Annotated in this window: 13 protein-coding genes and 1 tRNA gene; 5 read left to right on the plus strand and 9 right to left on the minus strand. The window is 74.4% G+C overall.

Annotated elements, in window-relative coordinates; all coding sequences use genetic code 11:
* The first annotated feature begins 24 nt into the window (after positions 1–24).
* The gene (locus tag WMF43_RS24860) at positions 25–951 is read left to right on the plus strand and encodes a lysophospholipid acyltransferase family protein (protein WP_437683696.1); all 927 of its coding nucleotides are present in this window, start codon (positions 25–27) and stop codon (positions 949–951) included.
* Between the two features lie 28 nt (positions 952–979).
* Here the strand turns inward: WMF43_RS24860 and WMF43_RS24865 are convergent, their stop codons facing one another.
* From WMF43_RS24865 to WMF43_RS24905, 9 genes are all read right to left on the minus strand, one after another.
* Complete coding sequence (locus tag WMF43_RS24865; RefSeq protein WP_437683698.1) at positions 980–1,903, minus strand: S66 peptidase family protein; 924 nt, start codon at positions 1,901–1,903, stop codon at positions 980–982.
* A 207-nt stretch (positions 1,904–2,110) separates the two neighbouring features.
* Complete coding sequence (locus tag WMF43_RS24870) at positions 2,111–7,348, minus strand: hypothetical protein (RefSeq protein ID WP_437683700.1); 5,238 nt, start codon at positions 7,346–7,348, stop codon at positions 2,111–2,113.
* A 174-nt stretch (positions 7,349–7,522) separates the two neighbouring features.
* Complete coding sequence (locus WMF43_RS24875; RefSeq protein ID WP_437683701.1) at positions 7,523–9,334, minus strand: serine/threonine-protein kinase; 1,812 nt, start codon at positions 9,332–9,334, stop codon at positions 7,523–7,525.
* Between the two features lie 20 nt (positions 9,335–9,354).
* Positions 9,355–10,449 carry a hypothetical protein gene (locus WMF43_RS24880; RefSeq protein ID WP_437683703.1) on the minus strand — a complete coding sequence of 365 codons (1,095 nt, stop codon included), beginning with the start codon at positions 10,447–10,449 and terminating at the stop codon, positions 9,355–9,357.
* Entirely contained in the window at positions 10,449–11,504 is a 1,056-nt protein-coding gene (locus WMF43_RS24885) for a tetratricopeptide repeat protein (protein WP_437683705.1), read from the minus strand. The genes WMF43_RS24880 and WMF43_RS24885 overlap by 1 nt, the downstream gene beginning before the upstream one ends.
* A 117-nt stretch (positions 11,505–11,621) precedes the next feature.
* Positions 11,622–11,927, minus strand: a complete 306-nt coding sequence (locus WMF43_RS24890; RefSeq protein ID WP_437683706.1) for a hypothetical protein — start codon at positions 11,925–11,927, stop codon at positions 11,622–11,624.
* A 60-nt stretch (positions 11,928–11,987) separates the two neighbouring features.
* Complete coding sequence (locus WMF43_RS24895; protein ID WP_437683707.1) at positions 11,988–13,019, minus strand: DUF4190 domain-containing protein; 1,032 nt, start codon at positions 13,017–13,019, stop codon at positions 11,988–11,990.
* Between the two features lie 65 nt (positions 13,020–13,084).
* Positions 13,085–14,167 (minus strand): hypothetical protein, encoded by a 1,083-nt coding sequence (locus WMF43_RS24900; protein WP_437683709.1) that lies wholly within the window; start codon positions 14,165–14,167, stop codon positions 13,085–13,087.
* Positions 14,168–14,445: 278 nt separating this feature from the next.
* Positions 14,446–14,532, minus strand: a tRNA-Leu gene (locus WMF43_RS24905).
* 156 nt (positions 14,533–14,688) lie between these two features.
* Here WMF43_RS24905 and WMF43_RS24910 point away from each other — a divergent pair.
* The 4 genes from WMF43_RS24910 to WMF43_RS24925 all read left to right on the plus strand — a co-directional run bounded on the left by WMF43_RS24910 (position 14,689) and on the right by WMF43_RS24925 (position 19,668).
* Positions 14,689–16,020, plus strand: coding sequence for a dihydroorotase (locus tag WMF43_RS24910; protein WP_437683711.1), 1,332 nt, complete (start codon positions 14,689–14,691; stop codon positions 16,018–16,020).
* Positions 16,017–17,498: a 30S ribosomal protein S12 methylthiotransferase RimO gene (gene rimO, locus WMF43_RS24915; RefSeq protein WP_437683713.1), complete on the plus strand. Its 1,482-nt coding sequence runs from the start codon at positions 16,017–16,019 to the stop codon at positions 17,496–17,498. The genes WMF43_RS24910 and rimO overlap by 4 nt, the downstream gene beginning before the upstream one ends.
* A gap of 82 nt (positions 17,499–17,580) precedes the next feature.
* On the plus strand, positions 17,581–18,000 hold the full coding sequence (locus WMF43_RS24920; protein ID WP_437683715.1) for a hypothetical protein: 420 nt from the start codon (positions 17,581–17,583) through the stop codon (positions 17,998–18,000).
* 192 nt (positions 18,001–18,192) lie between these two features.
* On the plus strand, positions 18,193–19,668 hold the full coding sequence (locus tag WMF43_RS24925) for a sigma-54-dependent transcriptional regulator (protein WP_437683717.1): 1,476 nt from the start codon (positions 18,193–18,195) through the stop codon (positions 19,666–19,668).
* The last annotated feature ends 62 nt before the right edge of the window (positions 19,669–19,730 follow it).

Here is a 19,730-nt window from a genome sequence, read left to right on the forward strand (position 1 = left end):
GAGTTTTGCTATGGTCGTGCGCCCATGGCCAGCACAAGGACGCTCGCCAGGCTCGGCCACTTCGCCACGCACACGGCGCTGCCGCTCGCGCGTCTCGGGGTCGACGGTCTGCGCAAGACGCTCGACGACACGACGATCCGGCTGCTCGGCCAGGACTTCGAGGACCGGCTGCGGCGGGTCGCTCTGCCGCACGCGTCGGAGGGCGTCGACCCGTTCGGGCTGGATCCGGAGTGGGCTCGGTACGCGGTCGGCGTCGCCGCGTTCTTTCATCGCTTCTATTTCCGGACCGAGGTGTCGGGCATCGAGAACGTCCCGCCCGGCCGGGTGCTGCTCGTCGCCAACCACTCCGGCCAGCTCCCGTTCGACGGGATGCTCATCGCGGCCTCGCTGTTCCTCGACGCGGAGCCGCCGCGCGTGATGCGGAGCATGGTCGAGAAGTGGACGCAGACCCTGCCGTTCGTGGCGACCTTCTTCTCGCGCGTGGGCCAGGTGGTGGGCGTGCCCGAGAACGCGCGGCGGCTGCTCGACATGGGCGCCGCGATCCTGGTCTTCCCGGAGGGGACGCGCGGCATCTCGAAGGGGTTCTCCAGCCGCTACCAGCTGCTCGATTTCGGCCTCGGCTTCATGCGGCTGGCGCTCGAGACCGACACGCCGATCTTGCCCATCGCGGTGATCGGGGGCGAGGAGCAGTACATCTCGCTCGGAAACCTCGAGTCGGTCTCGAAGGCGCTCGGGATGCCGACATTCCCCATCATCCCTCAGCTGCTCGTCCCCGGGGGCCAGCTGCCGCTCCCGACCAAATACCGGATCTACTTCGGCGAGCCGATGACGTTCCGGGGCGACCCCGACGACGACGACGCGGTGATCCAGGAGAAGGTGGGCCTCGTGAAGGGCAGGATCCAGTCGATGCTGAACCTCGGCCTGAAGGAGCGAAAGAGCATCTTCTGGTGACGGCGCGCGGCGGCGCGGCCGCGGTCGCTCAGGCGCCCGCGAGCGTGACCGCGGCGTCCGGGCCGAGCGCCAGCACCCGGGCGGCGCCGCCGAGGAGGGCGGGCTCGTTGCGCCGCCCGTGGCCGATCGGCAGCCCGGCGACGACGGGGACGCCCAGCGGGAGCAGCCGGTCGCGGAGCACGTCGTCCACCGTGATGCCGTCCGGGCCGGGGTTGCACTCGTCGAAGCCGCCGAGGATCACGGCGGCGGCCGGGGCGAGGTGGCCGCCGACCTCCAGCGTGGCGAGCATGCGATCGATGCGGTAAGGGCGCTCGGTGACGTCCTCGAGCAGGAGGACGCACCCCTCCGGCACCTGGAGGCGCCCGGCCGCGGCGCAGGCGTGGAGCAGGCTCAGGTTGCCGCCGAACAGCGGCCCTTCGGCGGCGCCGGCGCGCAGCGTGGTCAGGCCGCCGAAGCGGCGCTCGCCGAGCGGGTCCTCCAGGGTGCGGAGCAGCGCGGCGCGCGCGTGGGCGTCGGCTCGCCCGAGCGCGGCGACGTGGGCACCGTGCAGCGAGGCGACGCCCATGCGCGCGGCCTCGACGTGGAGGGCGGTGACGTCCGAGAAGCCGACGATCCAGCGAGGGCGCTCGACGAGGGCGCGCCAGTCGATCCGGTGCACGAAGCGGTTCGCGCCGTAGCCGCCCCGGGCCGCGAAGACGGCGCGCACGTCGGGGTGCTCGAGCGCGCGGGCGAGCTCGTCCCGGCGTCGCGCGTCGCTGCCGGCGAGGTAGCCGGCCCGCGCGAACAGCCCGCGGCTCGACGCGGCGGCGAGCGGAAGATCGCCGCGCCGACCGGTGTCGCCGGCGAGCGGCGGGCCGCCGCCGGTGTCGAAGAGCACGCGGTAATGCTGGGCGAGCCAGCCGATGCCGACCCACACGAGGGTAGGCTCGAACGGGCTGGAGGGGGCGATCACGGCGACCGTGTCGCCAGGTCGGAGCGCAGGGGGGAAGATCAGAGGGACCGGCTCTCCAGGCGCCAGAGCGACAAGTGGTTTGGGTCCGCCTGGAACGAGCCGCGTTGCGAACCGCCAAGGCGCCAAGACATCATCTTCTTCTTGGCGTCCTTGGCGTTCTTGGCGCCTTGGCGGTTCATTTCTCGCTCGATCAACGCGATCGGTGTCCTAGGGAGCCCCCGGCTCGTCGTCGACGAACTCCACCTCTGCCACGTCGTCGTCGACGTCGACGTCGTCGGAAGCAGGCGGGGCCGACGCCGCAGGCAGGGGCGGGGGCACGGAAGAGGCAACCAGAGGCGGGGGCACGGGTGCCGCAGCCGGATATGCTGGCGACTCAGCCGGATATGCCGGGGCGTCCGCAGCGTATGCCGGCGCCTCCGCAGCGTATGCCGGGGCGTCCGCAGCGTACGCCGGCGGTTCCGCAGCATACGCCGGCGGTTCCGCAGCGTATGCCGGCGCCTCCGCAGCGTATGCCGGCGCCTCCGCAGCGTATGCCGGCGCCTCCGCAGCGTATGCCGGCGCCTCCGTAGCGTATGCCGGCGCCTCCGCCGGGGGCACGCTGGAGAACGCGGCCGGCGCAGCGAGATCGGCCATCCCCGGGTGGCTCGCCTGCCAGTCCGGCGGCGCCACGTCGGCGGCACCACGGCTCGGCTCGGCCTCGGCGACCGGCGCGCCCTCGGGCGCGTCGGCCGGCAGCTCCGGCTCGACCTGCGGCGCCGGCGCTCCGGCCAGCTCGGCGAGCTCCGGCAGCGCCTGGGCGCCCGCGAACACCGCGGCGCCGGCGTGACCGTTGCTCAGCGCGGCGGCCGCGGGCGCCTTCGGCGCGCCGGGCTCAGCGGAAGGCGGCCGCGGCACCGGCGGCGGCTCCGTCATCGGACGGCTCGGCGGCCGGCTCGACATCACGGGCGGCGGCGGGGCTCGCCGGAGGTTCCCGGTCTTCGCCCGCTCCAGCCCCGCGGTCGCATCGGGGTCTCCCGCCTTCATGCGCAGGACCCGGCGCCAGGCGTCGGCCGCCTCCCGCGCGTCACCGATCTCCTCCTCGAGGAGGCGCGCCACCTTGCGGGCGAGCTCCGCCCGCTGCGCCGGATCGCGGCCGCGCAGGATCTGATCCTCGTACAGCTGGATCATGCCGCGGTGATCGCCGAGCTCCTGGAGGAGACCCGACAGGTCGTTCATCACGTCCTGATCCGAGGGCGAGAGGTCGTGCAGCTTCTTCAGGTCCGCCGCGGCGCCCTGCCGGTCGCCGAGCACGTCGCGCCGCAGCCTGGCCCGCCGCTGGAGGAGCTTGCGCACGAGCGGGCCGTCGAACACCTCGTCGAGCGCGCGGCTCAGCGCCGCGGCCACGCGCGGCACGTCGCCCACCTCGCGCCCCAGGGCCTCGAGCGCGTCGAGCGACGCGTCGTCGACCTGCGCGCGCAGGGCGTCGTCGAGCCAGCCGAACGCGCGATCCACGTCGTGAAGATCCTGGTGGGCGATCGCGGCGGCCCGGCGCAGCAGCGTCGCCCGGGTGCGGCCGCCGTCGCGGGAGCCCTGGCCGCCGGCCGCGAGCGCCTCGGCGAGGCTGGTGCGGAGCGCGCTCGACCCGGATCGCTCGTCCCCGTCCATCGCCACCCGCTCCAGGACGGCGATCGTCTCCTCCTGGACGCCGCCGCCGAGGGCCAGCTCGAAGAAGCTGCGCGCCCGATCGATGGAGCCTCGCTCGCAGGCCATCTGGGCGGCGCGGGCGAGCGCCGCGAGGCGATCCGCCGGCGTGCGGCACCGGCTCACCTGGCGCTCGTACAGATCGATGATCTGATCCGGGGACGACGAGAGCGCCGCGAGCCTCAGGAGCAGCGGCTCGACCTCGGCCGGCGGCACGCTGCCGAGCGCGCTCTCCCCGTGCAGGATGGCCTCCTTCGGATCGACGCCCAGCGCGACCCGCACCTCGGCCTGCCGCACGAGCTCGGCCGCGCGGGCCGGGCCCGACAGCTCCCGCGCGAGCAGCTCGTGCGCGACGGGGAGGGCGTCGAGATCCCTGAGCTCCACCGCGATCGCCTCGAGCTTCTCCGCGAGGCCGGCGTCGGCGGTGCGCGAGCGCGCGAGCTCCATCGCCACGCGCAAGGCGTCGCGGCTGCGCCCGACCTCCACGAAGCGCTCGAGGGCGCCGCGCAGGGCGACGTCGCGCCCGGCGCGCGCGATCGACTCGTTCCAGGCGACCAGCTTGGTCGCGACGATCCCCTTCCACCCGGACCGGTCGCCGAGCGCGACATACGCCTCGCGGCAGGGCTCGTCGCCCTGATCGGCGAGCCGCTCGAGCAGCGCCAGCGCCTCGTCGCTCTTGCCCAGCTCCCGCTCCAGGATCTCGGCGAGGCGGCGGGTCATCTTCGACGCCTCGTCGTCGTCGCCCTCGACCTCGATCAGGATCGCCATGAGGCGCGCGACCCGCGGCCAGTCGGAGAGCCGCTCGGCGAGCTGCAGCAGCCGGGCGACGGCGTCGAGGTCGTCCGGCTCGGCGGCGTGCACGATCTCGAGCACGCGGACGGCGGCGTGCGGATCGTCGAGCGGCCCCTCGTAGAGGGCCGCGAGCCGCTGCGCGATCTCGATCTGATCGGGGCCCGTGGAGATCGAGAGCTCGCGCTCGAGCGCGCCGGCGGCCCTGCGCAGATCGCCGCGCCGCTCCTCGAGCTCGGCGATCGCGCGGAGCGCGATCCGGTTCTGCGGATCGATGTCCGCCACGACGGCCTCGTAGCGCGCGATCGCCCCCTCGAGATCGCCGGAGCCCTCCGCCAGGAGCCGCGCCTCACGCAGGGCGATCGCGATCTTGCCGGGCTCGCTGTCGGTCACCGCGCCGAGCCGGCGGAGGAGCTCCGCGCTGGCTTGGTGATCGCCGCGCTCGCCCGCGTCCTCGGCGAGCCACGCGAGCGCCTCGGCGTCGTCGCCGTCGGAGATCAGCAGCGTCAGGGCCTCGCGGATGCCGTCGCGGTCGCCGAGGTCGCGCAGCTCCCTCGCCGCGGCGCGCCGCGCCGCGACGCGCTGCTCCCTGTCGCCGAGCTTCTCGGCGCGGACCAGGAGGAAGCGCACGAGCTCCCGCGGCCGGCCGGCGCGCCGGTAGAGCTCCTCGATCGCGGGGGCTGTGGCGTCGCTCGCGGGGTCGATCTCGATCGCGCGCTCGAGCGCGTCGAGCGCGCCGTCCTCGTCGCCCGCGTCGAGGAGCAGCCCCGCGGCGTCGACGAAGAGCGCCGGGCGCGCCTTGCGCTCGGCGAGCAGCGCCCGCTCGCGGAGCGCCCGCGCCGCCTCGGCGAGCCGCCCCGCCGCGACGTAGGCCTTCTCGGCGAGCTCCCACAGCTTGGGCTGGCGCAGGAGCTCGGCCGCCTGGGTATAGGCGTCGCCCGCGGCCCCCGGCTCCTCGAGGCGCATCCGGAGCTCGCCGAGCTTCTGGAGGAGCGGCCCGCGGGTGAGCTTCTCCTGGACGCGGGAGACCGCGTCGCCGATGACCCGCGCCGCGAGATCGAACCGCTCGCCCCGCTCGAAGAGCTTGACGGCGGACTGGATCGCCGCGCCGTCCTCGGGCGACAGGCCCGCGACGCGCACCCACGCCTCCGCGGCCGCGATCGGATCGCGCCGCTTCTGCTCGTGAAGCGAGGCGAGCTGCCGCTCGATCTCGATCTTCCGCGCGGCGTCGGGCGCCGCCGCCGCGTCCTGCTCGAGCAGCGCGGCGAGATCGTCCCACCGGGAGCCCCGCTCGAGCAGCCGCCGCAGCGCGGCGCGGGCCTGCTCATCGCCCGGGTCGAGCTCGCAGAGCTGCCTCACGGCCTGGACGGCCGTGTCGACGTCGCGCAGCTGCGACTCGCAGAGATCGGCGACCTCGCGCAGCTGCGCCTTCCTGGTCTCGACCGGCGCCGCGGGGACACGCGCGGCCGCGAGCAGGACGTCGCGCAGCTCGGCGAACATCCTCTTCTGCCGGAGGTGCTCGCCGAGCTGCGCGAGCGCGTCCGGGTTGGCGGGGTCGGCCTTGAGCACGTCGCGCAGCTGGGCGAGCGGCTGCGGCCTGCGGCCCCGCGGGAGCTCGGCCTGGGCCTCCTGGGGGGGCTGCGACGCCTCGGGCGGGGCCGAGCCGCCGGGGGCCTCGCGCGCCGGCGAGGAGCCGGGCGCGCCCTGCGCCGGGCCGGCGCTCGGCGCGGAGGCCAGCGCCGCCGCGGGCGCGAACGCGGCCACCGCGGGCTCGCCGAGCTGCGCCGCCGCGATCGCGGCGACCGGAGCGGCCGGCGGCGCGCCCGCGGGAGGCGCCGAGGGCGTCCGCGCCGACGCGACGCCCGCGGCCGGCGGCGCCGAGGGCGTCCGCGCCGACGCGACGCCCGCGGCCGGCGGCGGCGGCGGCACGGAAGGCGAAAGCGGCGGCGGCGGCACCGACGCCCTCCGGCGCGCCTCGGCGGCCATGAACCCGTTCGGGTTCGCCTGGAGGTAAGCGAGGTAGCGCGGCCGGAGCTCGGCCGTGCGGCCGAGCTGCTTGCCGTAGTGATCGGCGAGCTGCATCGCGCGATCGTGCCCCGGCGCCGCGCGCAGCGCGTGCACCGAGTACGAGTAGCCGTACTCCTCGTCGTACATCTCCGCGAGCGCGACGAAGAGCTCCGCGGCCTCCCCGCGCTCCGCCTGCGGCACCGGCTCGCCGGCCTCGATGCGATCGACGATCGCGACGCCGAGCGCCTGGATCAGCCCCACGTCGTGCGGCACGAACGCGCGCGCCGTCCGCAGCGTCGCCGTGGCGCCCGCGAGATCGCCGGCGCGGCGGCGGATGTCGGCCTCGTCCCGCAGGAGGGCGAGCCTGCGCTCCGGGTCGTCGATGAGCGCTTGCTCCATGGCGAAGTACGGGATCGCCTCGGCGTACTGCTGCTGGGCCTTGAGCATCTCGCGCGCCGCGTAGATGGCGTACACGTTGTGCGGGTCGAGCTCCGCCAGGCGACGCCAGTTCTCGAGGGCGCGCTCCGGCCGCGACAGGGGCGGCTCGCTCCACAGCCTGCCGAGCTCCTCGTGCAGCGTCGAGAGCTGCGCGCGCACCTCGGGCTTCTCGAAGAGCAGCGGCGTGAGCGCCTTGACGAGCCGCTCCAGGAGCGCGACGAGCGCCTTCTGATCACCCTTGTCCCGGTAGAGCTGGGCGAGCCGCTCCGCCGCCGTGCGCTGCGTCGGATCCTTCTCGATGGCGATCATGAGCGTGCGCGCGGCGTGGTGCGCGTCGCCGATCGTGGTCGACCACACGTTCGCCGCCTCGCTGAGCCAGTGGGCGGCGTACGACGGATCCGCGGTGGAGCTGCCGACCCGCTCGAGCAGCATCGCGTACGATCGCGGGTCCTGCTCCCCGGCGCGGTGCGCGTACGCTAACGCCTCTCCGTCATGCGGATTGATGACGAGGCGCTGGATGAGCGTTTCCATCTCCCGGGGATCCATCGGTGCGCGGCGAAGTTACACGTTAGCTTCCGCGTCGTACAGCGGACTCTCGGCGCGGTTCGCGATCGCCGTCGCCGACTTTCGCGCGGCGCACCTCGCTGAAGAGCGGCCTCCTGGCGGCCGCGCCCCGCGCGCAGCGGGGCTGCGCGCGTGCCGCCGTCAGTCGAATTTCACGTACGGCTTGCGCGCCGGCTTGCGCTTCGGCGGCGGCGCAGAGGGAACGCCGGCGTGCTCGGGAGCAATGCTGGCCGCGGCCGTCGGGACCGGCGCGGAGGCCGGCGGCGCGGCGAGCGGCGGCGCCGTCACGGCGAGCCGCGGCGCCGGCGCGGCGAGCGGCGCCGCGGCGGGCAGCGACGCCGTTGCGGCGGGCGGCGCGGGCGGCGCGGCGGGCGGCGCCGCCTCGGCCGAGGGCGTCTCGTCGGACGGCGCCGGCATCGCAGCGGGCGGCGCCGGCGGCGCGGCGCGCGTGACGTTGCCGGCGAGCGCCCTCGCTTTGCGCGCGACCCCCTCGTCCGCCTCGTGCGAGAGGCGGATCGCGGGGCGGCGGAGCTCGCTCACGGCGAACGCCGTCCCGATCAGGGACAGGGCGATCGTCCCGGCGGCCAGCAGCGAGGTGCGCCGCGGCCGCGCGGGGCGCAGCGTGGTCGGCGAGCGCGAGGCGTCCACGCCGTCGCCCACGACCGCGAGCAGCTCGCCGGTGGCCCCCACCTCGGCAGGCTGGGGCGGGCCGAGGCGCTCGCGGTTGAGGCTCGGCCTGGCCTCGTCCATGGCGCGATCGAGCTCCGCGATGAACTCCTGCGCGCTCCGCGGTCGCTCCTCGGGCCGCTTGGCCAGCGCGCGGGCGAGCAGCTGCGAGAGCGACGCCGGGATGCCCGCGTCGGGCGCGGCCTCGGTCGCCGGCGCGGGCGACGACTTGATGTGCCTCGCCATCACGACGACGGCGTCGTCGTCGACGAACGGCGGCCGCCCGACGAGCATCTGATAGAGCAGCACGCCGAGCGAGTAGAGATCGCTCCGCGCGTCGAGCGGCCTGCCCTGCGCCTGCTCCGGCGACATGTACCGCGGCGTCCCGAAGACGGTCCCCGCCTGCGTCTCGAGGGCGTCGACGGGCCTCTCGCTGTCGGTCATCACCTTCGCGATGCCGAAGTCGAGCACCTTGCAGATCTCCTCGTGCTCCCCGGCGGGCGGCTTCGCCAGGAACAGGTTGTCCGGCTTGAGGTCCCGGTGGATGATCCCCTTGTCGTGCGCCTCGGCCAGCGACAAGAGCGCGTGCCTCGCGAAGCGCACGGCGTCGCCGACCCGCAGCCGCCGCGCCCGCTTGAGCCGCTGCCCGAGCGACTCGCCCTCCAGGAGCTCCATCGCGAGGTAGAGCGATCCGCTGCTCCACCCCGCGCCGTCGGGTGAGCTTTGCTCCGAGCGGTTCCGTCCGAAGGCCACGTCCGTCGTGTCGTTCACGATCTCGCCGAAGTCGAAGACCGTGACCGTGTGCGGCGATCGCAGCAGGCTCATCGCGCGCGCCTCGCGGGTGAAACGCGCCTTGGCGTGCGCGTCGAAGGCCCGGTCCGACCGCAGGATCTTGATCGCCACGTCGCGGCCCATGGCCTCCTGGCGCGCCCGGTACACGGTGCCCATCGAGCCGGCGCCGAGCTTGCCCACGATCACGAACCGCTCGGCGATCGTGATCCCCAGGAATGGATCCCCCTCGGCCTCGGCGAGCACCTCGGGGCTCACGAGGGCCAGCCCGTCGCCGGGGCAGCGCGGCAGCCTCGCCCCACCCGTCGTGGTCGGGCCGGGCCGGCCGCTGCCCTGGCTGACCGGGGGCGGCGGGATGCTGGGCGAGCTCCTCGATTCCCGCGCGATCGTCGCGACGTGGCGGCAGCGCGGGCAAATCAGCGATATCGCCCGGCTGGGCTCGCCCGGGGAGCCGGGTGCGCTGGTCAGGAGGTTATCGTCAGCTGTAGGAGCTACCACCGCGATGGGGGGATCGTCCGTTACTTGGGCTCACATCGCAAGGCCCACGACGACCCCGCCGCAGCTGGGCGACACCCGAAGCGCGACATGTCGCCGCAAGACGCGTCGCCACAGCAGACGTCGCTGCAGAATTTCATGACGCCCCTCCCCTTCTGGACGCACATGCCGCTCCGGCACTCGTCGTCGTCGGAGCACTGAACGCCGACGGGGCGGACGCTGTCCTCGGGCAGCAGCTTCGCGCATGCGCGGACGCTCGCGCGATCGCTCGCCTCAATCTCGGTGCAGCCGACCTGGTAGACCCCTTCCTCAAGCAACGCGACCGGGCACATGTCCGACCCGCAGCACGGGACCGTGCACCGGCGGATCCCTTCGATTTTCGCGCACATCCCGGAGAGGCAGTCGCTGTCCAGCGCGCACTCCGCGAAGTAGTCGCGCTGGCCTGAGGTGTCAGGCAGGCACGCCCAGGCTGGACCGTCCGAGACGAGATCGCTCGTCAGCCGGCAGACCTGCCCGGTCATCGCGCAGTTCGTGTCGGAGCAGCAGGAATCGAGGCAGGCACCGCCGCTGCACCTGCCAGAGCGGCAATCGCCGTCGGAGGAGCAGTCCGCGCCGGACAGGAGGGTTCCCACCTCCGGCCGACCGACGTCGCGGCCGAGGCGACAGAGGCCGATCCCCCCCTGGGGAGGGATCCAGCAGACCGCATCCAGGCCAGGATCGCAGTCGCTGGAGCTGCAGCACGGACGCGCGCAGACGCCCGACGTGATGCCGCCGGCTCCCCCCGCGCCGCCGGCTCCCCCCGCGCCGCCGGCTCCCCCCGCGCCGCCGGCTCCCCCCGCGCCGTCGAGCAAATCGGAATCCAGGCAAAAGTCGAGCGCACCGCAGTCCTCGTGCGCGGTGCAGGGCGCCCCGAGCGCGCGGTCGGCAAGCTCCATCTCAATGCAGGCGCCATTCCTGCAAAGGGCGCCGTCGGGGCAGGACGGCGGCCCGACGGCGCCCTCTTCCGTGCACAGCACCTGACCCAGCTTGCCGTCGACGAGGACCTCGCACCCGACGCCGAGGAACACGAGCGCGGGCAGCCCGCGGAGCAGCCTCCGGCCGGCAGCGCGAAGGTCCATCAGAACTGCACCCGCAGCCGGGCCCCCGAGGCGCCCAGCGACATGGTGATCGTCGGCTCGCCGGGACGGGCGCCATGCGCTGGCGACGCCCCGCCGTGCCCCGGGATCGGGGCGCGCCACGCCGCCGAGAGCAAACGAGAGGTCGTCGCGCTCGCCGCCGGAGCCCGCGGCGACAGGTACAAGTAGAGCGCCGCTGCCCCGGAGAGCCCGGCGACCAGCAAGGCGACGTCCGCGGCCACGGCGTACCGGTGCGCGGCGCTCGCGTCCGCCTGCAGATCGACCACGGAGACGCCTCCGCCCGTCGCCGCGTCGGCGCCGGGGTTCCGCGCGAGGGCGACCCCGGCGAACACGCCGCCGAGCACGAGCGACCCCGCGGCGACCACCCCGCTGACGAAGAACGAGGGAGGGAGCGGCCTCGCGTTGCCCGCCGCCACCGGAGGACGGCGGGGCGGCGGCCGCCCCGCGGCGCGCGGGGCGGCCGGCGACGGCGGCGGCGGCGGCTTCGCGCCGGCGAGCTCCCGCTTCGCCCCCTGGAGCCGCTTGAGCACCGCCGTGACCTCCGCGCGCTCCTTCGGCAGCGTCTCCATCTCGAGGTAGCGCTCGTAATAGCGCTCCGCCTCGTCGATCTCACCCAGCCGCTCATGAATGACGGCCAGGTTGTAGATGAGCTCCTTTCCCTCGGGGTCGAGCTCCACCGCCGCCTCCAGCTTCGCGATGGCCGCGCGGTACTCGCCGCGCTGGTAGAGCGCCCGCGCCTCGTCGTGCAGCGCGGTCGCCCGCTCGATGCGGCGCTGCTTCGCCGCCGCCTCCGCGGACAGCGGCGGCGACGCGGGAGGACCCAGCTCCTTGCCCGCCGACGCGGGCGCGGGCGACCCGGGCGCGATCGACGCAGGCGCGGCGCTCGACGCGCCGACCTGCGCCGGCGGCGCGGCCTGCGCGGTATGCGCCGGCGACACCCAGAGCGCGGCCGCCGCGACCCCGCAGGCGAAGCGCGCGACGACACCCCGGGCGTCGGGACCGCGCGAGGGAGGCAGGCGCGCTGCGGGGTTCGTCACGGCCGCTCACCATACCGTAACTCCCGCGAGGTTTACCGCTTCTTGCGTCTCGCCCGCGCGCGCGGGCGCGGCGCCGGGCGGCCCGAGTGGCGCCGCGCCCGCGCGCGCCCGCCGCGATCACCGGAGCTTGCAGCCGTACTCGCCGGCCAGCACGAACGCCCGCTCGCACCGGACGTCGACGGTGCGCTTCGCCGTGGTGAACTCGAACGTCTGACCGAACGGCGTCCGCTCCAGCCGGGTCATCCGCGCCTTGCATTCCTCGCTCGCGCGAAGGGCCGGGGCCCGCGCGCCGCCGTCCTCGCCGCACGCGACGAGCGCGGCCATCCGCTCCACATCGGCGTTGTCGGAGAGGACGTTGTAGACCGCCGAGACGCTGAACGCGACGCAGAGACCGAAGACGGCGAGCTGGACGAAGCGCTTCACCGGCCCAGCTTACCCTGTCCTGCGCCGGCGCCGCCGGGATCCTGCGCGGCGCGGCGCCGATCAGAGCCGCATGCCCGAGCCGGGCAGCGGGTGCCACGGCTGGCGGCGGGTCGTGTACTGGCCCCGCACGAACGCCCCGAGCACGGGCGCGATGTTGCGCGCGATGTCGTCGTCCCACTCGCCGCCGTTGATCCCGTCCTGCGGCGTCAGATCCGGGGAGAGCAGGAAGAAGCCCGGGTAGAGCCGGCGCGGCATCTTGATCTGATCGAGATCCTCCTTGAAGAGATCGATGTCCACGCGCACGAGCCGCACGCTCCGGAGCGCGGTCTGCATCAGCGGATCGCCGAGCGACCGGTCGACCCCGCGGCACGGATCGCACGGGTCGCTCGTGGTCATCACGAGGACCTTCTCGCCGTGCGCGTAGGCCTCCGCCCGCTGCTTCGCGAGCTCCTCGCTGAGCGCGGAGACGTCGGCGCCGATATCGACGATCGAGAGCCCGCCGATGCGCTGGTGGGTCGTGTGCGGCGGGACGCTGCCGCCGGGCTGCGCCAGCGGAGGAAGCGAGTCCGGCAGCGGCGCCGCCGGCGACCCGGTGCTCGCCGGCTCCGGCGAGGCCTCCCCCTCCCCGAGGCCGGACGCGACCTCGCCTCCATGGTGCATCCTCCACATCCACGCGCCGGCGCCGATCGCGGCGCTCCAGCCCAGGGTGAGGAGGACGCCGAGCGCGAGCCCCACGGTGGCGAGCGCGCGGCCCCGGCGACGCGCGGGGTCCTGCTCGATCTCGCGGCGAGCGGTCCAGCCGAAGACGATCGCGGTGACGGCCCCGAGCGGGCCGAGGAGCAGCGCCGCCACGACCGAGCTCACGGCGAGCGTCGAGAGCTGCCGCCGCTCGGACGGCAGCGGCGGGGCCTGGGAGGGCAAGGGCGCCGCGCTCGACGAGCGCTGCGCGCCCTCGCTGGGCTGAACGGTCTCGCGCGCGGCGGCGACGATCTCGCGCGCGGCATGGGCGTGGACGACGACGAGAGGCGCCTCCACGGGCTCGTTTGCATCGCGGTTCGGCGGTGACTGACTCGGGCCGAATGCGTGGCTCACGCCCTTATCCTAGCGCCGGAGCCAGCGCCATGCCCGCCGTACGCGCCCGCCGAGCGCGCCCGGGCTCAGGGGATACAGGCGCGGTCGATGACCCGCAAGACTGCGCGCTTCGTGCTCACACCCGGGCTCATCGTCTCCGTCCATGCGACGCCGACGCGCTCCCCGGCGAGCGCCAGGCTGGGAGCATCCTTTACGGGATTCACCCCATCCGACATCCGGAGACCTCTGGCCGAGGGCGCTCCGTCGGCGCCGAGCTTCGCGAGCAGGACCTGCCCGTCTGCCTTGCCATCGTGACCGACCCACGCGACGAGCGCACCGTCCCCGCTCGGCGAGACCGTGCGCCACTTGCCCTTGCCGACGACCCAGGGCGCCGCGCGCGGCCGCGCCTCGGCGTCCAGCGCCCGCACGAGCAAGGTGTCGCCCTCGTTCCAGAGCACCAGCGCGCCGGCGCTGCCGGCGCTGCCGGCGGCCACGAGCCCGAGCCGCTCCCGCTCCGGAGTTTCCTGAGCCGAGCCCGCCGGACGGTCGCTCCCCTGGGGCTTCGCGACGAGGTGGGCGTCCCCTTCCTTGCCGGCGGCGTCGAACCGCGAGGCCCGGATGCTCCCCTCCTCCTCCTCGTACCACGCGACGAGGTAGCCGCCGGACGCGTCGGCGGCGACCGCGGGCCAGCGCGGCTTCCCGGCGCGGCGCGTGACCCCGACCGCCCTGAGCTGCGGCTGCGCCGGATCGGCCGGCGCGAACTGGAAGACGCCGAGCCGGTTGCGCTCGGCCCCGAACGGCGCCGCGGCGACCAGGGCGCCGCCCGGCGCGGGTGCGAGGGCGACGTGGGCGCTCACGTCCTGCCCGATGGCGCCGATGCGCTGAATCTCGGCCGGCGGGTTCGTCTCCCAGCGAGGCCGGGCGTACGCGAGGCCCTCCGCGTCGAACCAGGTGACCGCCCAGACCTCCCCCGACGAGAAGATCCGGAGCCCTGCCTCCCGCGTGATCGAGATCGCCCTCGCCCTGGCGATCTGCCGGGCGTCGCTGTCGAAGCCGGCGAACGCGATCTGCGCGTCCCCTCCCTTGAGGTCGACGAGCCACACGGCGGCGAACGAGCCGTCGGTCCGCCCGGCCACGCCCATCCCCGGGCGCTGGATGTAGGTCGCCATGTCGCCCGACTTCACCTTGCAGCCGGCGAGGCCGGACAGCGGGGCGAACTCCTGGACACCGGCCCCGCGCGGCGGCTCGACGCTGGCCGCCGCCGCGGCCGTCGGCCCGGCGGAGGCGCTCGACGCCGAAGCGGCCGAGCCGGTCTCCGCGGCCCCCGCATCACCTGCGCCTGGCGCCGCGCCCCCCGAAGGAGAGGCGCGGCGATTACAGGAGACAGCAAAAGAAACGAACAAAGAAAGAGCCACTACAGTGGCTGAAGAAGAACAAGGCGATCGCTTGGTGCGAAGCAGAGGACTTGAACCTCCACGGGAGTTACCCCACTGGAACCTGAATCCAGCGCGTCTGCCAATTCCGCCAGCTTCGCGAGCGGGACGGCATCACTACCTCGTACCCTCCTGGTTCGTCAAGACCGCTGTTGCGTGTCCCAGGCGGTTTTTTTTCTCGCCGCGCCCACCCCCCCTGCCCTGAGTTGCCGCTGCCTGCACGACGTGAGGCGCATGTGCTAGGGGAGCGCGCTCCCATGGCGGCCATCGGCTCACCCCCCCCTCTCCTTCTCTTTGTCGGCGTGCGCGCCGTCGACCCGGCTCAGCAGCTCGACGAAGTCGTCGACGTCGTCGTGGAGGACGGCGTCATCAGCCGGGTGGGGCGCGGCGCGGCGACCGACGACCTGCGCCGCTCCGGCCGGGCCGAGATCGTGAACGGCGAGGGGCTGCTGCTCCTCCCCGCGTTCGTCGACCTCCACGCCCACCTCCGGGAGCCCGGGCACGAGTACAAGGAAGACATCGCCTCCGGGCTGGCCGCCGCGGCCGCCGGCGGGTTCGCGCACGTCTGCGCGATGCCGAACACGAAGCCCGTCAACGACACCCGCTCCATCACCGAGGCCATGATCGCCAAGGCCCGCGCGCTCTCCGGGCCCGCGCTCCACCCCATCGGCGCCATCACCCTCGGCCAGAAGGGGGCGGAGCTCACCGAGATGGCCGACCTCAAGGACGCCGGCGCCGTCGCGGTCTCGGACGACGGGCGCTGCGTGACGTCGAGCGCCGTCATGCGCCGCGCGCTCGAGTACGCGAAGACCTTCGACCTCCCCGTCATCCAGCACGCCGAGGATCACGCGCTCACCGAGGGGGCGCAGATGCACGAGGGCGCCGTCTCGACGCGGCTCGGCCTGCGGGGCTGGCCGCGCGTGGCGGAGGACATCATCGTGGCCCGCGACGTGCTGCTCGCCGAGGCCACCGGGGCGCGGTACCACGTGGCGCACGTCTCGTCGCTCGGTGCGGTCCGCATCCTCCGCGAGGCGAAGGCCCGCGGCATCGCCGTGACCGCCGAGGTGACGCCGCACCACCTGACGCTCACCGACGCGGCGGTGCTCGGCTACGACACGGCGTGCAAGGTCAACCCGCCGCTGCGCGAGCAGGCGGACGTCGACGCGCTCCGCGAGGCGCTCGCGGACGGCACGATCGACGCGGTCGCGACCGACCACGCGCCCCACTCGACGCTCGAGAAGGACTGCGAGTTCGCCGAGGCCTCGCCCGGCCTCATCGGCCTCGAGCTCGTCGTCCCCGTCCTGCTCGATCTCGTCCGCCAGGGCGCCCTCCCCCTCGGGCGGCTCGTCGACGCGCTCACCCGCGCGCCCGCGCGCGTCGCGCGGATCGAGTCGCCCGCGATCAAGGCCGGCGCCCGCGCCGAGCTCTGCCTCATCGATCCGAACCTGAGCTTCGTGCTCGACCCGGCGCGCCTCCGCTCGAAGAGCAAGAACACGCCGCTGCTCGGCAAGAAGCTCACCGGCCGCGTCACGATGACCCTGGCCGCCGGCCGAGTCGTCTTCGCCGATCGCGAGGGAGCCGCCACATGAGCGCGCGCAAGGTCCACTTCGTCAGCCTCGGGTGCCCCAAGAACCGCGTCGACTCCGAGGTGATGCTCGGCGTCGCCCGGGCGGCCGGGTACGCGCACGTCGACGACGCGGCCGACGCCGAGGTGATCGTCGTCAACACCTGCGGCTTCATCGGCGAGGCGAAGAAGGAGTCGATCGACGCCATCTTCGAGATGGCGCAGCACAAGGAGAGCGGCAGCTGCAAGCGCCTCGTCGTCGCCGGCTGCCTCTCGCAGCGCCACCCCGAGGAGCTCGCCCGCGAGATGCCCGAGGTGGATCACTTCCTCGGATCGAGCGACATGCTCAAGCTCGGCCAGGTGCTCGCGGGCGACGCGGAGCGCATGCTCGTCGGCAACCCCGCCGAGTGGCTGATCCAGGCCGCCGATCCGCGGACCCTGTCGACGCCGGGCGGCAGCGCCTACGTCAAGATCGCCGAGGGCTGCAACCGCACCTGCTCGTTCTGCGTGATCCCGGAGCTGCGCGGCGCGCAGCGCTCGCGGCCCGTCGCGGACGTGGTGCGCGAGGTGGAGCAGCTCGCGGCGGCGGGCGTCCGCGAGATCAACCTCATCTCGCAGGACACGATCGCCTACGGCCGCGACGCCGCGGGCGGCGGGCAGGGCGGCGGGCGCGCGACGCTCGCGGAGCTCGTCCGGAAGGTCGCCGACGTGCCGGGCGTGCGCTGGGTGCGGCTCTTCTACCTGTACCCCGAGACGATGACCGACGACCTCGTCGAGCTGCTCGCGGGCCACCCGCGGGTCGTGCCGTACGTGGACATGCCGCTCCAGCACGCCGCCGACGCGATGCTGCGGCGGATGCGGCGCGGCCACGGCGGCGATCGCCTCCGCCGGGTCGTGTCCACGCTGCGCGAGCGGGTCCCCGACCTCACCTTCCGCACCGCGTTCATCGTCGGCCACCCGGGAGAGACCGACGCCGAGTTCGAGGAGCTCTGCGAGTTCGTCCGCTGGGCCGAGTTCGAGCGGGTCGGCGTGTTCCGCTACTCCGACGAGGAGACGAGCCGCAGCCACGCGCTCGAGGGCAAGGTCCCCGCGCGCACCGCGGCGGCCCGTTACCGCCGCCTCATGGCGCTCCAGCGCCGCATCGCGCACAAGAAGAGCGCCGCCATGATCGGCCGCGAGCTCGAGGTGCTCGTCGAGGGGACGAGCGACGAGCACGAGTACGTGCTCATGGGCCGCCACGCCGGGCAGGCGCCGGACATCGACGGCCAAGTCTACCTCTCCGGCGGCGAGGTTCGTCCGGGGGAGATGTGCCGCGTCCGGATCACGCAGGCGAGCGACTACGATCTCGTCGGCGAGGTGCTCGGCGAAGATGAAGGGGACCACGAGCGCGCCGCCGCGCCGCCCGCGGCCCCGGAGCTCGGCGCCGTCGCCCCGGCCGCGGCGAAGCGGCGCGTCGCCCTGCGCGTGCTGCAAACCGACGGGCGCGAGCGCCAACAGAATTGACGGTCCGGCCGGCGGGCCCCCGTCAGATCGCTGGTACTACGCGCCGCCGCGGCGCTCTCCGGCGGCGGGAACGCGGCACACGGTGTGCTATCAAGCCTCGCCGATGCTCCGCCGCGCCGCGCTCCACCTCGCCTTCGTCCTCGCGCTCTCGCTGCTCGCCGGTGCAGCGTGCCTGAGCCCAACCCTGCCGCTCCCCCCGCCCGAGCCGGCCGACACGATGCGGCCGTCCGCGGAGGCGGAGGGGGTGTGGCAGATCTCGGGCAACTGCATGCCTGGCGCGCGCGTCAGCGTCTTCAACCAGCGGACCCAGCGCGGCGTCATCGAGGACGACACCGACGGGAACGGCCGCTACCACGTGGAGATCGAGGCGGATCTCTGCGACGTGCTCGTCGTCTGGCAGGAGCTCGTCAACGAAGGCAACGGGGAAGAGCAGAGCGAGCCGCAGGCCTTTGTCGTCGAGGAGCGCACCCCGCTCGGCGTCGTGAACGACGCTTGCCCCTGAGCGCGCGCCGCCGCCCGCGGCGTTGATCGCGCCGGGCGCGAGCACGCCGGCGACGGAGCGCACCGGCGACGGAGCGCGTCGGCACGCCGGCGCACCCGTGACGGAGCGCGTCGGCAAGCCGGCGCACCGGCGACGGAGCGCGCCGCGTCGGCTTGCCGGGCGCGCGGCGCGTCGTGGTACTGTGCTGGCGTGATGGCGTCGATCCCGCCGAGCATCCCGCCGAACGCCACCCGGGTGCTGGTCGTCGATGACGAGCCGGGCCTGCGTCAGGTGCTCACCATCACCTTCCGCCGCCAGGGGTACGAGGTGGTGGCCGCGCCGGGGGCGCGCGCCGCGCTCGAGGCCATCCACCAGAACCCGCAGCCGTTCCCGCTGATCCTCACCGATCTGGTGATGCCCGACGGCTCGGGCATCGAGGTGCTGACGGCCGCGAAGGCGCGCAGCGGCGCGACCGAGGTGATCGTGATGACGGCGCACTCCACGGTGGAGAGCGCGCTCGACGCGATGCGCCGCGGCGCGTACGACTTCGTGACCAAGCCGTTCTCGCCGGCGGAGCTCGCGGCGCTCGCCGCGAAGGCGATCGAGAAGAGCTCGATCGTCGTCGAGAACCAGCGGCTGCGCGCGCAGATCGAGCGGCTCGACACGGCCGCGCGCGAGCCGCTCGGGACGAGCCCCGCGATGCAGCGGATCTCGGAGCTCATCGCCAAGATCGCGCCGACGCGCACGACCGTGCTGCTCACCGGCGAGAGCGGGACCGGCAAGGAGCGCGTCGCCCGCGCGATCCACGAGCGCAGCGATCGCGCCGCGAAGCCGTTCCTGGTCGTCAACTGCGGCGCGCTGCCGGAGGCGCTCATGGAGAGCGAGCTGTTCGGCCACGAGAAGGGCGCCTTCACCGGTGCGAACGCGCGGTCGCTCGGGCTGTTCCGGGAGGCCGACGGCGGCACGGTGCTGCTCGACGAGGTGGGGGAGCTCCCGGCGTCGCTGCAGGTGAAGCTGCTCCGCGTCCTTCAGGAGCGGAAGGTGCGCCCGGTCGGCGGCGCCGTGGAGGTCCCGGTCGACGTCCGGCTGCTCGCCGCGACGAACCGGGACGTCGAGGCCGAGGTCCGCGAGGGCCGGTTCCGGCAGGATCTCTATTACCGGCTCAACGTCATCCGCATCGAGCTGCCGCCCCTGCGGGAGCGCCCCGGCGACATCTCGCGGCTCGCCGATCGCTTCGTGCGCCGCTTCGCGGCCGAGCTCGGGAAGGACGTCCGCGGCCTGACGACGGACGCCGTGCGCGCGCTCGACGCCTACACCTTCCCCGGCAACGTGCGCGAGCTGGAGAACATGATGGAGCGCGCGGTCGCGCTCGCCAGCGGCCCCTCGATCGGCCTCGGCGACCTGCCGAACGCCGTCGCCGGGCTCAGCGCGAGCCCGGCCCCGCGGCTGGCCGAGCTGCCCGCCGGCGGGTGCATGCTCGACGAGGTGCTCGGCGAGGTCGAGCGCCGGCTCATCCTCCAGGCGCTCGAGCGCACGGGCGGCGTCCGCAAGGCGGCCGCGAAGCTGCTCGGCGTCTCGTTCCGCTCGCTCCGTTACCGCCTCGCCAAACACGCCCTCGCCGCCGACGTGGAGAGCGACGACGAGGAAGGCGTCCGGCGAGATTCGTCACCGCCGGGCGCCCCGCAGTGACGGTTTTCGTCACCGCCGGGGACGACCACCGCCCCGTCGCGCCGTCGGCCCAGGCCCATCAC

The sequence above is a fragment of the Sorangium sp. So ce131 genome (assembly GCF_051519095.1).
Lineage (GTDB): Bacteria > Myxococcota_A > Polyangia > Polyangiales > Polyangiaceae > Sorangium.